Source organism: Citrobacter sp. Awk 2 (assembly GCF_028069815.1).
GTDB lineage: Bacteria > Pseudomonadota > Gammaproteobacteria > Enterobacterales > Enterobacteriaceae > Citrobacter.
Map to the genome: position 1 here is coordinate 1 of NZ_JANEWL010000117.1, position 13,432 is coordinate 13,432.

General features: G+C 52.8%; 11 protein-coding genes and 1 pseudogene. 5 read left to right on the forward strand and 7 right to left on the reverse strand.

The features are described from left to right. Positions 1-37: 37 nt before the first annotated feature. From NNO02_RS20585 to NNO02_RS20610, 6 genes are all read right to left on the reverse strand, one after another. Positions 38-1,000 (reverse strand): sugar-binding transcriptional regulator, encoded by a 963-nt coding sequence (locus NNO02_RS20585; protein WP_265640322.1) that lies wholly within the window; start codon positions 998-1,000, stop codon positions 38-40. 124 nt (positions 1,001-1,124) lie between these two features. Further along, positions 1,125-1,982 (reverse strand): phosphogluconate dehydrogenase C-terminal domain-containing protein, encoded by an 858-nt coding sequence (locus NNO02_RS20590; RefSeq protein WP_267437361.1) that lies wholly within the window; start codon positions 1,980-1,982, stop codon positions 1,125-1,127. Further along, entirely contained in the window at positions 1,972-2,820 is an 849-nt protein-coding gene (locus NNO02_RS20595) for a sugar phosphate isomerase/epimerase family protein (RefSeq protein ID WP_267439456.1), read from the reverse strand. The genes NNO02_RS20590 and NNO02_RS20595 overlap by 11 nt, the downstream gene beginning before the upstream one ends. Beyond that, positions 2,817-3,608, reverse strand: a complete 792-nt coding sequence (locus NNO02_RS20600) for a triose-phosphate isomerase family protein (RefSeq protein ID WP_271455602.1) — start codon at positions 3,606-3,608, stop codon at positions 2,817-2,819. The genes NNO02_RS20595 and NNO02_RS20600 overlap by 4 nt, the downstream gene beginning before the upstream one ends. Beyond that, entirely contained in the window at positions 3,599-5,353 is a 1,755-nt protein-coding gene (locus tag NNO02_RS20605) for a dihydroxyacetone kinase family protein (protein WP_271455603.1), read from the reverse strand. Before NNO02_RS20605 ends, NNO02_RS20600 begins: the two co-directional genes overlap by 10 nt. 1 nt (position 5,354) lies before the next feature. Further along, on the reverse strand, positions 5,355-6,710 hold the full coding sequence (locus NNO02_RS20610; RefSeq protein ID WP_267439462.1) for an MFS transporter: 1,356 nt from the start codon (positions 6,708-6,710) through the stop codon (positions 5,355-5,357). 401 nt (positions 6,711-7,111) lie between these two features. On the opposite strand from NNO02_RS20610, the gene rpiB reads away from it, so the two are divergent. The 5 genes and pseudogenes from rpiB to NNO02_RS20635 all read left to right on the forward strand — a co-directional run. Then, on the forward strand, positions 7,112-7,570 hold the full coding sequence (rpiB, locus tag NNO02_RS20615) for a ribose 5-phosphate isomerase B (RefSeq protein ID WP_267439463.1): 459 nt from the start codon (positions 7,112-7,114) through the stop codon (positions 7,568-7,570). A 44-nt stretch (positions 7,571-7,614) separates the two neighbouring features. After that, positions 7,615-8,598 carry a transaldolase gene (tal, locus tag NNO02_RS20620; protein ID WP_267437367.1) on the forward strand — a complete coding sequence of 328 codons (984 nt, stop codon included), beginning with the start codon at positions 7,615-7,617 and terminating at the stop codon, positions 8,596-8,598. Next, positions 8,585-10,576, forward strand: a complete 1,992-nt coding sequence (tkt, locus tag NNO02_RS20625) for a transketolase (RefSeq protein ID WP_271455604.1) — start codon at positions 8,585-8,587, stop codon at positions 10,574-10,576. Before tal ends, tkt begins: the two co-directional genes overlap by 14 nt. A 424-nt stretch (positions 10,577-11,000) precedes the next feature. After that, the gene (locus NNO02_RS20630; RefSeq protein ID WP_265640180.1) at positions 11,001-11,333 is read left to right on the forward strand and encodes a hypothetical protein; all 333 of its coding nucleotides are present in this window, start codon (positions 11,001-11,003) and stop codon (positions 11,331-11,333) included. Positions 11,334-11,560: 227 nt separating this feature from the next. After that, positions 11,561-11,826, forward strand: a pseudogene (locus NNO02_RS20635) (IS1 family transposase); the annotation flags it as partial. A 74-nt stretch (positions 11,827-11,900) separates the two neighbouring features. Here NNO02_RS20635 and mobH read toward each other — a convergent pair. Continuing rightward, positions 11,901-13,316 carry a MobH family relaxase gene (gene mobH / locus NNO02_RS20640; RefSeq protein ID WP_271455605.1) on the reverse strand — a complete coding sequence of 472 codons (1,416 nt, stop codon included), beginning with the start codon at positions 13,314-13,316 and terminating at the stop codon, positions 11,901-11,903. Positions 13,317-13,432: the final 116 nt, after the last annotated feature.

Consider the following 13,432-nt stretch of genomic DNA (forward strand, 5'->3'; position numbering starts at 1 on the left):
TCTTTAGATTATTGAGTAATGCGATTAGTGGAACTTATTACTGAGACAAACTGAGGATGGTGCGTATATTTCTCGCGCTGGTCGCTATGATATCAATTGCCCCTGTCCGTAATGCTCCCATGATTGACATTGCTTTGGTGTTTTCTGAAGCGATAGCAATCACACATGGAATTTGTCGCAACTCTTCGATACTCAATCCAATGACGCGATCATCCATCACGGTATTGACATGTTTACCCTGGGCATTAAAGAAGTCATAACCCGCGATATCGCCCGTCACCCCTTGATGGAGACTAGCATCGTTGATTTCCTGTGGCGTGAACCAACCGAGTTTTACCATATAGCTGTTCTCGTTCATATCGCCAATACCCACCAGGGCGATATCCGCTTTGCGAGCACGATCAAGCGTCTCCTTGATAGTGCCATTGCGCATGAGTGCCACTTTAAGTTCAGGATTCTCAACATAGGCTGGGGCATAGAGAGATTCACTGCTGCCGCCAAACTTCTTCGCCAGCAAACGGCTAATATGGTCGGCGTTGATAACGTCTCCAGGCCGATGCGTCCCGCCAATGCCGCAAATGAAACGGCAATCTTTTGCCTGGATAGGGCTGGTATATTCAGCAACAGCTGCCACATTACGCCCCTGACCGACCGTGACCACCATATTGTCGCGCAGATTATTCGCCAGATAATTGGAGACCAGAGCAGCCACCTGACGGCGCTGTTCATCTTCGTCATTATGATCAAGGGCAATTAATGCGCGGGTGATAGGAAAGCGTTCCTGCATCTGCTTTTCAAGCTGGGTACTGAACACCGGATGATAGCGGACGTTAATCTCAACAATGCCTTCTTCTTTAGCACGCTTCAGCAATCGTCCGATTTTAATACGTGAAAAGCCAAATCGATTGGCAATCTCTTCTTGTGTCACCTCATCGCAGTAGTACGCAATGGCTATCTCGGTGAGTAGTTCAAAATCCTGAGTCTGGCTGGATTTATCCATGCGAGGTGGGTTCTCCATAAGAAGGGAAAGAATGTTGACACTGCCATTTGGCGTAAATTGTACCAGAACTACTGCAGTAGATAAAAAGATCTACTCCGCCATCAGGGGATGGCGGAGTGTTGCATCAGCGTTTGATTCTGTCGATTTTCAACATTCTCGCGATAACTTTATCCAGTTCCTGCTCTTCAAAAATCACTTTCCAGTCTGGTTTGACGATTTTTTCACGGCCATATTCCATTGCGATCATACAAGCGTCAGAGAACGGGTTGGTTGCGCGGAAGGCGACGGCAAGGGCAATCTGAATGTGCCCGTATAGCATTGCTTTTGCGGCTTCTTCCGGAACACCACTGTGCTTCACCGTCTCATCCAGGGCTTCTTTCATAAAAGCACCGACCATACAGGCCACGGTTTCTACAAGCGTTGGTTCCAGGTAAGCAAGCTGTTTTACCGTGACCCAATGCACCTGCTCAACCGGACCATACATACAGCTGATAACTTTCCCTAATGCGGCTTTTTGTGCATCGCTGCCAGTCTCGTAGGAAGCGGCAACATGCTGTACTGCCGCAATGCCGCCAAAGGCATCTTCATGTTCTTCTTTGGTGTAACGCTGCAGAAATACTGAAGGGTGGCATGGATGCGCAACGGCGTACTCAATGTCCTCGCGTTGGGCGATGAGATTAGCGTAAGCGGCGGCTGGATCCAGGGTCAGCAAAATTGCCCCGGGTTTCATCTGTGGAACTACGGATTCAGAGACTTTCCCTAAAGCAATATCGGGCACAGCCAGAATCACCACATCGCTGAGCGGAACAACGGACTGCGCATCGGAAAGCTCTCGTCCTTTAGCCGTTATCTGTTGCTGCGCAGTTGGTGAGTTTTCACAATAGAAAACGTGGTATGCGCTTTTCTGGAAATTGGCCGAAATACGCATGCCCATTTTTCCGCCGGCACCAATGACGGTAATCGTTTTTAATTCAGCAGACATGATCAGACTCCTTGGATTTTGTTGAAGAAACATTCATTAAGGTTTGTTTATCAAGCAGATACTTCATGTTATGTTCGGTCCAGGCAGCTTCGAGACGACACGTGCTTTCACTATCGCCCTGCCAGGGTAGCCAGTGCTCAATGATCTGGTTAATGTCGCGAGCCTGCGGCTGAACATGCTGATAAATATCGTCATAGCGCAGTAGCCCTTCACCCAGCGGACAACCAGCCAGCGTAAAGCCTACCCACCCGTCGCGGCGGGAGAAGGCGAAATCTTTCACGTGCCAGTTCAGTACGTAAGGTGCAGTTTTCGCCACCACATCCATGGGTAATTCCAGGCTGGCGACACAGTTGGCCGGATCAAGACAAATGCCCACCTGCGCTGCGTTAATCGCTTTCACCAGCGTAATGTTGTCGTCGGTAGGCACCTGTTCATACGTTTCAAAGCAGATCGCCACGCCCAGCTCCATAAACGCCGGCAGCACCGCCTCCACGCTGCGCTGTGCTTCGCTTAGCGTCGGACGATGATCAGGACTGTTGATCATGGTGCGCAGCAGCGAGCAATTCAGCTCGCCAGCAATCGCCAGATAACGTTGCAGATGCTCCGTCTTTACGCCTTTAGTGCCCAACTCCAGCGTGATACCTGCGCGCGCGGCATGTTCCCCCAGACGTACCCGCTCCCGGGAGGACCACTCGGTGATTTGCGGATAATCGCAGATCTGAAATACCGTCGCGCCAAGTCGTTTGCTGTCATCTATGGCGTCGAACAAGCTCATGGGTTTGACCGCTTTTTCTGATAATTGCCAGAAATACGCGTAGGTGCTGAGTCCAGTTTTCATGCGTTTTCCTTCGTCTCGGCGTGAGTTAACAGGGAGTAAGCTTCATCAAGGATTGCCTGTACCGCCGCCGGCTGATGGGCGAAGCGTCCGAGGAACAAACCATCGACATTCGGCCATAGCGCGCTAAGCAAACCGGGTCCGGCGCTGCCGCCGTAAATCACGCGGTGATTGCCCGCGACAGACGACAAATGAGCCCGTAGCCCAGCACACACAGACCGGATATATTCGGCAGAAGCGGGTTGCGGCGCACCAATGGCCCACTGCGGCTCCCAGGCAAAAATCAAATCCCCGGTGAGGGCATGCTGTTGCAGAAAATGAATAATGACGCTCGCCTCCTGAATGGCGAACGCAGTGGCACCGGCAATGGGCAGTTGTTGAGGCTCGCCAATACAAATAACCGGCGTTAACCCATTCTCCAGCGCCAACTGGACTTTGCGGCAAATAACCACATTGTCCTCATGAAAATGACGACGACGCTCAGCATGGCCGATTTCAACAAACTTTCCGCCCATTTCGGCAACCATCGCCGCGCTGTTTTCTCCGGTCCATGCGCCCGGTGCCGCGGGTGCGATATTCTGCACCCCTACCTGCATCGCCGTACCGTCAAAAGCACGCAGCGTTGCATCAATCGCGGGAGTGGAGGGAAAGGTAAACAAGGTGGTTTGCGCATAAGCCTTCAGCAACGGATGTTGCCGAACGATGTCTGCTACCTGTCGGCTCCAGTCAAGGGTTTGCTCATAGCCGAAATACATCTTCAGGCTCACGCCGAGCGTCAGCTTCACTGACATACCGCCCCCTCTTTCTCGCTATCCGGGATGGCCGTAAAGCAGCGACTTACCGCCGTGACGATCATCGCCAGTGAAACCGCACCCGCATCAGGCGTCCCCAGGCTACGTTCGGCAAGCGGACGCGCACGACCTATTTTCGGCAGCAACTGGGCGGTATTTTGCGCACACTGTTCGGCATGGCAGGCGGCGTGACTCCACGCCTGCGACAGCGGTAACCCTTTTTCCACTTCCGCGCTTAACACATCGCTGAACGGCAGTAACACATCCACCAGCGTTTTGTCGCCAGGCTTTGCTTTACCAAAATGCATCACGCCATGCGCAGCATCATGCACGGCGCGGGCGACGGCAGCGGCCTGTGGATGCTGTTGATTGCCAATACCGGTGCCAATGGTATTTAAGATAACGCCCCAGATAGCCCCCGAGGTGCCGCCCGCTTTATCGGCCCACGCGTCGGCAGCCTGCTGCAGAACGGTGCCTGCACCGGCTCCCAGCGCCAGATAATGATGCGCACTGTCCCGTGCCGCACGCACACCGCGCACCATACCGATACCGTGATCGCCATCTCCGGCCACCGCATCGATACGTCCTAACTCTTCCTCATTTTCAATGACCACATCGGCAAGCGCATCCATCATCGCCACCACGCGAACGGCGGCAGCGCGCGAGACCTCAGATGCTGCAGGTACCACTTCCTGCTGGAGTTCATCCCCGTCGCGGGTCCGTAACGGCTGAGCAACGATCACCGAACCACGCTTAAAGGCCGGGCTGTAAGCGGGGGCAAGCCATAGCGCCTCCAGTTCTTCGGTAAACCACGCAAGCGTCAACGAAAGGCCCGCCATATCGAAACTGGTTACGAATTCACCGACCTGGATATCGGCAAGGATAATGCCTTGCTCGCTCAGACGCTGTTGTACGCTGTGCCAGAGCACAAACAACTCTTCATATTTGACCGAGCCAAGGCCGTTTAAGATGGCCCCCACGCGCGCGCCGTTGACGCTGACGCCTGGCGGAATATCGTTGAGCAGATGTTCAACCAGCATGTCGGCCAGTTCATCTGCCCCCGGAACCGCTATTTCGCGGATCCCCGGCTCGCCGTGGATCCCCATACCAAAGCCCATCCGCCCTTCCGGAACGGTAAACAGGGGATGCTCCGCCCCCGGCAATGTACAGCCGGAAAAGGCCACACCGATGGTGCGGGTGCGGTCATTGGCTTGTCTGGCGACGGCCAGCACCTCTTCCAGCGAGGCCCTCCGTTCCGCCGCGGCAGCCGCCGCTTTAAACACCACTAAATCCCCAGCCACACCGCGGCGTTTTTCCATTTCATTTTTTGTTGCGCTGGAAATGTCATCAGTAACGGCGATCAGCTCGCAAGGAATGCCTTCAGCCATCAGACGTTCCCGTGCAAGACCAAAATGCAGGACATCTCCGGCGTAGTTGCCAAACGCTAACAACACGCCGGCACCGTTGTGAGCGGCTTTTGCTACCGCGCAAATCTGTTGTGCAGAGGGCGAGGCGAATAAATTCCCCATTGCCGCGCCGTGGGCCAGTCCCTGACCCACCAGCCCGGCAAACGCCGGGTAGTGTCCCGACCCACCGCCGATAACAATTGCCACCGTTCCTGGCTGACTTTGGGTATTGCGAATAACCCCACCCGGCACCTGGCGTACGACTTCAGCATTGGCGCTGACGAAACCAGCGACCATTTCTTTGGCAAACTCGGAGGGATTATTAAATAGCCATGTCATATTAGTGCTCTCCTGCTCGTTTCATCTTCACATCGGCAGCATTGGACGTGTGGGGAATACGGCTTAATACCAGCATCAGGATTGCCGACAGCAGCATAAACCCACCCACCACCATCATTGGTGCCAGATAACTGTGCGTCACGTCATGCAGCGCACCGGTAATGTAGCCCGCCGAAAAACCTGCCACATTACCGAGGGTATTGATGAGCGCCACGGCGGCGGCGGCGGACGCGCCAGACAGAAACTGAGTTGGTAAAGTCCAGAAGTTTGGCAGTGCGGCAAAAATGGCGCTGGCGGTTAGCGAGATCACCACCATGGTGGCAAACGGCGTGTCCATATATAGAGCGGTAGGGACAGAAATTGCGCCAACCAGGGCTGGCAAAGCGATATGCCATGTTTTGCAACCACGCCGCGACACATCCCGGGACCAGAAATACATGACAATCGCTGCCACCAGATACGGTGCGCCGGTGATCAGACCTTTCTCCATTACGCCGAAGGTCACGTTAAACTGGCTCTGGAAACCGCCGATGATGGTGGGAAGGAAGAACGCCAGCGCGTACAGACCGTAGACAAAACCAAAGTAGATCAGGCACAGCACCCAGACGCGCGCATTGGACATGACCGAACGCAGGCTATGGTTAGCGGCACTGGATTTCTGTGCGTCTTCACGCGCCAGTTCGCTATTCAGCCATGCCTTTTCTTGTGTGGTCAGCCATTTGGCATCGTCAGGCTTATCAATCAGATAGAACCACGCGATGATACCCACAACGATGGCCGGAATGGATACGCCAAGGAACATAACGCGCCAGCCTTCCAGACCAAACAGACCGTGCTGATTGATAAACCAGGCTGCCAGCGGTGCGCCAAATACGACGGTCAGCGGCTGCGCCAGATAGAACAGCGCCAGAATTTTGCTGCGATGACGAGCCGGAACCCAGGCGCTCAGGAAGAATATGGCCCCTGGGAAGAAGCCCGCTTCCGCCACACCCAGCAGCAGGCGCAGGATATAAAGCCCTTCAACATTACTCACCCAGGTGAATAACAGAGAAACGATCCCCCAGGAAACCATGATACGCGCCAGCCAGCGACGCGCGCCGTATCGGTGCAATGCCAGATTGCTGGGGACTTCCAGAAGAATATAGCCAATAAAGAAAATCCCTGAGGCCAGCCCGAATTGCGCAACCTGGAGGCCAAGGTCCTGCATCATGCCGTTAGGACCAGCGAAAGAGATCGCGGTTCTGTCGAGGAAGTTAATAAAGAACATCAAAGCCACAAAGGGGACGAGACGCATGGAGATCTTACGAATCGCTGATTTTTCTACGTCAACCGCTACGTTTTGATGAGTGCTGGTCACAGTATCTCTCCTTCCGGGCAACCTGGTTACCGGTGGGATCAGAGGGTAAATGTTCTTGCCGTATTACTAGCAATGATGAATAAGCGTAATTCCATTCCTGGTTGTGTAATCCATTTACATTCACGCTACATGACAAATGAACATTAGCAGTTCATAAGATTCGTGCATATGAGCATCAAATGAAATTGTGATCGCCCTCAAAATGTCTTTTTTAAGCAATGCGAGGGGTTGCATAGTCATTATTGGGGGTAGTAGCAATCTTTTTGACTGTTCATATGAAAACATATTGAACTTATGTTTATTAAAAGCTACTTTTTACTCAACCAGAATTTGTTCATATGATAGATCTTCGTTCACATGAACATTTCAAATCCCCTGTTCCACAATGTGAGGAAACCGTTATGTTAACAATCGCGATTGGTGCTGATGATGCGGCAACTGACCTGAAAAACCAGGTGAAATCCCACTTACAGTCGAAAGGCATAGAAGTTGTCGACTTCAGCCATGATGTCGATGACAACCCGCTGATTTATCCGGATATCGCTTTTAATCTGGCCAGCGCCATTGGCGACGGTACCTACCCACGCGGCATTCTGTTGTGCGGTACGGGGATCGGTATGGCGATTGTGGCTAACAAAGTCCCCGGCGTACGCGCCGCGCAATGCCATGATACCTATTCCGCCGAGCGCGCACGCAAAAGCAACGACGCTCAGGTGATGACTTTAGGCGCACGCGTTATCGGTCCAGAACTGGCAAAAAACATCGTTGATGTCTGGCTGGCATCAGAGTTCGAGGGGGGGCGCTCCGCACCGAAAGTGGACAGAATCAGCCACTACGAGAAATTAGGTAAGTCTGCATAACACTATTAGCCGCTCAACCTCTGTTCTTTGAAAGGATCAAGATTATGAGTCAGTTAGATGAACTTAAACGCCTTACCACCGTCGTGGCTGACAGCGGTGACATTGATGCAGTGCGTTGTTTTAAACCTCAGGACGCTACCACTAATCCGTCGCTCATTCTCAAAGCCGCGGCAATCCCGCACTATCAGAACCTGATCGATGATGCCATTGAATTCGCCATTAAACAGGGCGGCTCCCAGACCACACAGATCATCAACGCCAGTGATAAACTGGCAGTGAATATCGGGCTGGAGTTATTGTGTCATGTGCCTGGTCGCGTCTCTACCGAAGTCGATGCCCGCCTCTCCTTTGACCGAGGCCTATGTGTTGCTAAAGCACGCAAACTTATTCGTCTGTATCAGCAACAGGGCATCGATAAATCTCGCATTCTTATCAAACTCGCCGCGACCTGGCAGGGTATTCGCGCCGCGGAAGAACTGGAAAAAGAAGGTATTAACTGCAACCTGACGCTGCTGTTTTCTTTCGCCCAGGCTCGCGCCTGCGCTGAAGCCGGGGTGTACCTGATTTCACCGTTTGTAGGGCGGATTTATGACTGGTATCAACAACATCAGCCGCAAACAACATACCAGGCAGAGAGCGATCCGGGCGTAGTATCGGTACGAGACATCTACCACTATTACAAAGCGCATGGCTATCCGACGGTAATCATGGGCGCCAGTTTTCGTAAAACCGAACAGGTGCTGGCGTTAGCCGGGTGCGATCGCCTGACGATTTCTCCAGCTCTGCTGAGCGAGCTGGATGCGCAAGAAGGTGATGTTGAAAGAAAACTGAGTACCGATGCTGTAGTGGAAAACCGTCCATCGCCGATAAGCGAAGCTGAGTTTTACTGGCAGCACCACCAGGATGCGATGGCCGTGGATAAGCTGGCTGAAGGCATTCGTTTGTTCGCTCAGGATCAGGAGAAACTTGAAGCGCTGCTCGCCGCCCGGCTGGCAACGCAAAAGGGGACTGCCGATGCCAGCGCGTAAAACTCTTGCCAATGCTATTCGTGCACTGAGCATGGACGCAGTACAGAAAGCCAAATCCGGTCACCCGGGTGCCCCGATGGGTATGGCTGACATTGCCGAAGTCCTGTGGCGTGATTTCCTGAACCACAACCCGACTAACCCGTCCTGGGCTGACCGTGACCGCTTTGTGCTGTCTAACGGCCACGGCTCCATGCTGATCTATAGCCTGCTGCACCTCACCGGTTATGACCTGCCGATGTCCGAGCTGCAGAACTTCCGTCAGTTGCATTCCAGGACGCCGGGTCACCCGGAAGTGGGTTACACCGCGGGTGTTGAAACCACGACCGGTCCTCTGGGTCAGGGTATTGCAAACGCAGTCGGCATGGCTATCGCTGAAAAAACGCTGGCGGCGCAGTTTAACCGCCCAGGTCACGACATCGTTGACCACTTCACCTACGCTTTCATGGGCGACGGCTGCATGATGGAAGGTATCTCTCACGAGGTATGTTCCCTGGCCGGTACGCTGAAGCTGGGCAAACTGGTGGCGTTCTACGATGACAACGGCATCTCTATCGATGGTCACGTTGAAGGCTGGTTCACCGATGACACCGCTAAGCGTTTCGAAGCTTACGGCTGGCATGTGGTGCGTGGCGTTGATGGTCACGATGCTGACGCCATTAAACGCGCAGTTGAAGAAGCGCGCGCAGTGACCGACAAACCGTCTCTGCTGATGTGCAAAACTATTATCGGTTTCGGTTCCCCGAACAAAGCGGGTACCCATGACTCTCACGGTGCGCCGTTGGGCGATGCTGAAATCGCACTGACCCGCGAACAGCTGGGCTGGAAATACGCGCCGTTCGAAATCCCGTCTGAAATCTATGCTCAGTGGGATGCGAAAGAAGCCGGTCAGGCAAAAGAAGCTGCGTGGAACGAGAAGTTCGCTGCATATGCGAAAGCCTTCCCGCAGGAAGCGGCTGAATTCACCCGTCGTATGAAAGGTGACATGCCGGCTGATTTCGACGCGAAAGCCAACGAATTCATTGCTAAGCTGCAGGCTAATCCGGCGAAAATCGCCAGCCGTAAAGCTTCTCAGAACGCGATTGAAGCCTTCGGTCCTCTGCTGCCTGAATTCCTTGGCGGCTCTGCCGACCTGGCACCATCGAACCTGACCCTGTGGTCTGGCTCTAAAGCCATTAACGAAGATGCTGCCGGTAACTACATCCATTACGGTGTGCGTGAATTCGGTATGACCGCTATCGCCAACGGTATCTCCCTGCACGGTGGTTTCCTGCCGTACACCTCTACCTTCCTGATGTTCGTTGAATATGCCCGTAATGCGGTGCGTATGGCGGCGCTGATGAAACAGCGTCAGGTGATGGTCTACACCCACGACTCCATCGGTCTGGGCGAAGATGGCCCGACTCACCAGCCGGTAGAGCAGGTTGCTTCCCTGCGTGTGACCCCGAACATGAGCACATGGCGTCCGTGTGACCAGGTTGAATCCGCCGTGGCGTGGAAATATGGCGTTGAGCGTCAGAACGGCCCGACCGCGCTGATCCTCTCCCGCCAGAACCTGGCACAGCAGGAGCGTACCGAAGAGCAGCTGGCGAACATCGCTCGCGGCGGCTACGTGCTGAAAGATTGCGCTGGTCAGCCAGAACTGATCTTCATCGCGACCGGTTCTGAAGTTGAGCTGGCGGTTGCAGCGTGGGACAAACTGACTGCTGAAGGCGTGAAGGCGCGCGTGGTTTCCATGCCGTCTACCGACGCGTTCGACAAGCAGGATGCCGCATACCGTGAATCCGTACTGCCGAAAGCGGTCTCCGCTCGCGTTGCAGTGGAAGCGGGTATCGCTGACTACTGGTTCAAATACGTGGGCCTGAACGGCGCAATCGTCGGGATGACTACCTTTGGTGAATCTGCTCCGGCAGAGCTGCTGTTTGAAGAGTTCGGCTTCACCGTCGACAACGTTGTCGCGAAAGCAAAAGAACTGCTGTAATTGTTTTTTCTCTGAAATGAAAGGGTCGCTTTGGCGGCCCTTTTTATATCGACACGTGGTTGGCTGCGCTTTATGCCTGCACGTTGTGCGATATGGCACCGCACTCGGAAAAAAGAGTAGCAAACTTGGTATACTTAGGAAAGAGTATGGATAAATCTTTCCGACTAATGCTTATAATAACTTACACAATTAGCTGTGCGAATAGCTGAAAGTGGCGAATATATCACCCTATAGACTTTGTCGTGCTTTTAGTAGTATTCATGTTTTATAACCTCTGAACTTCATCAAAGGGATAACAATAGCAGTGAAAAATAGAAATATAGTTTGGTAGAACGACGATACAGCATCAAAAATAGAGTGGCCCATTTCGAGAGTTATACTCGGGAAGCTGAAGAAGATTTAAAAACATATTGAGGGTGAGGGGATGTACACTAAGTATCTTTCTTTGGTTGCAGCGCTGATAGCAGTGGCTAACGGAATTATTATTGCGGGTAACGATCTAGTGTTTGGTACGAGATCTGGTTTGCCTGTAGTAAGCGCGGTTATTGCAGTTATATTTGTAGCGCTGGGTTTTTTTGTTTGGCGGTTGGGGCAGCTTTTCTGGCAGTTGGAGCGTGAGATAAATACATCAAGTAGCACTTACAGTGCGCTCTCCCGGTTAATGGTGATAGCTTTTACGATTGTCGGTTTGGTGATGCTGTGTGCTCTTTACGGCTTATATAGTAGAATTTTGCAAGATGCAGCTATTTTTGGATGATGACATTAAAAACAGGGCGATTGGGTATAAAGCAGAACGGTAGACTGGTCGTATCATGCCGATGTGGTGCTTATCTGTGAACTTGATGAACAGTGGCGTTTTGTCGGCAACAAGGCGCTGTAGCACTGGTTCTGATAGTTGTATAGCACGAAAACAGGTGATGATCTGGTTTACCTATTAGTTCGCGAATCGCTGACATTATTTTATCGACAGAGTCCGATACCAAGATGATAGCCAGTGACAACTGGGGATGTTACGCCCGAGAAGTGCCGAAGGGTAAATATCTAGCGGCTAAAATTTTCAATTAGCGCATTGAGTGTAATAGCCTGACACTGAGAACCAGAATCAAACATCTGCTATACAGGAACCGCTTTTCTTGTTCCGTTGAACTTCAGGAAAAGTCATTGGTCCCTTTATCGAAAAGTTCATTTTGACTAATTGGAAGTATAACCTCTATTTTCACCTGAAGAGTGAAAAACATTTTTCTCGTTAACACTCCCTTTTTATTGTTAAATTTTCCGCTCTAACTGATAGTATGTGTGGCATTTTTTTGTAAATATGACGTTGTTATTCGTGTGTCAACTTCAGCCACGGGTTATTCACCGGCATTTTCTCTCCAAGCACCAGCCCAGGATCCTCCATCAGAAACCCTTTCAACAGATTACTTTTCTTTTGTGGCGTGCGCACCTCGCAGGTCCAGATAAAACTGTTATCATTACAGCGCAGGGCCAGCCCTGACTCCTGAAACATTCGCTGTGCCAGTTTCCAGCCGTCACCGGTATCACCTGTTGTTTCTGTTGCGTATATCCTGAAGATCCCCGGTGTTATCAAAAAAAGGTGGTTTTCCACCACATGCACCTTGCCGTTACGGGTATTCACCGTGCCTGAAGGGCTGGTGTGGTTCTTCAGCCACTGCAGGAAGTTGTTATTGTCACCAAGCCTCGGGTCGTCTGCTATCTCCGGCAGTGGTTGAGTGGGGGCGCTAAGTTCAGGGACGGGTTCAGCTTCGTTTACCGGTGTCACATCACCGGCAAAACAGGTGGGACGAGGTTCGTCTGGTGCCCAGATTGCAGACGGCGTCAGGCGCAGCAGCGTCAGCGGTTCAACGGGTGACCAACCTTTATCCGATCGGATAATGCAGCGCCAAATCGCTTTATCTTCGTTGGCAACGATAAGCTGATGCGCCAGCAGTTCATCAAACAGGCGGTTATTGTTTTCTGGGACGCTGGACACGCCATGCTGGAGCAGCCAGGCGCGAACCCGGTCGGCGGTGGTTTTGCTGATAAGCCACAGCGCATCCTCCGTCAGCCAGCCATCGGATCCACATTCGGGATTATTCAGCCGATAATCGTTCTGCACCAGCGACCGTAAGGCTGTAAGAAGCTGCTGGGGGAAGGAAGAGGGCTTTTGTGCCAGCGCGGTTTTGATATCGCCGCCGAGGTATCGGGCGACAGAGGCTTTATCGGCCTGCTGCACCAGTTCCGCCAGCGCACCAGACCGTTCATCGTGTCCGGTAAGCTGATAAATCAGGGACGCAAAAGCCGCAGGATATCCGGCCAGCCAGTCCAGTAATGGCGAGGGTATCAACGGATTAATCAGCATTGCGCCAGCCGCCGGATGCAGATGATAGTCGCGACCGTGGCTCTGGTACTGCCAGCGATAAGGCTGCGCCAGTTTCCCTCGCCACGGATGCCAGATAGTGCCATCAAATTGGTGAACCTCCATATCCACGGCGATTTTTCCCGTGTCGTGCAGCAATGCCGCGCAGACTACCGTGACTGTCCATGCTCTGGCCTGCCGGGCCTGTTCCTCCGCGCCCGCTTCCGGTGGCAGCAGATAACCCTGGCGCAGTCGGATGGCGTTGCAGGCAACTTCCAGCGAATGGTCCAGTAGTCCGCCGGGAATGGAATGGTGATGACTTTGTGAGGCGGGTAGCTGTTGTACCAGTGCGGCGAAGCGGTGAATCGCCGTGTGTGAGTTCAATGGGTCGATGCAACGCTATCCTTAATCAAGGGGGACGTTGTCATGAAACGAAGAACTCGGATTAACTACACGCCAGAGCAGAAGGCAATTATCTGGGACAGATATAAGCAAGGTGA

Bases quoted from the DNA above. Each gene is read 5' to 3' on its own strand.
- NNO02_RS20585 (WP_265640322.1), bottom strand. From the start codon at position 1,000: ATGGATAAATCCAGCCAGACTCAGGATTTTGAACTACTCACCGAGATA.
- NNO02_RS20590 (WP_267437361.1), bottom strand. From the start codon at position 1,982: ATGTCTGCTGAATTAAAAACGATTACCGTCATTGGTGCCGGCGGAAAA.
- NNO02_RS20595 (WP_267439456.1), bottom strand. From the start codon at position 2,820: ATGAAAACTGGACTCAGCACCTACGCGTATTTCTGGCAATTATCAGAA.
- NNO02_RS20600 (WP_271455602.1), bottom strand. From the start codon at position 3,608: ATGTCAGTGAAGCTGACGCTCGGCGTGAGCCTGAAGATGTATTTCGGC.
- NNO02_RS20605 (WP_271455603.1), bottom strand. From the start codon at position 5,353: ATGACATGGCTATTTAATAATCCCTCCGAGTTTGCCAAAGAAATGGTC.
- rpiB (WP_267439463.1), top strand. From the start codon at position 7,112: ATGTTAACAATCGCGATTGGTGCTGATGATGCGGCAACTGACCTGAAA.
- tal (WP_267437367.1), top strand. From the start codon at position 7,615: ATGAGTCAGTTAGATGAACTTAAACGCCTTACCACCGTCGTGGCTGAC.
- tkt (WP_271455604.1), top strand. From the start codon at position 8,585: ATGCCAGCGCGTAAAACTCTTGCCAATGCTATTCGTGCACTGAGCATG.
- NNO02_RS20630 (WP_265640180.1), top strand. From the start codon at position 11,001: ATGTACACTAAGTATCTTTCTTTGGTTGCAGCGCTGATAGCAGTGGCT.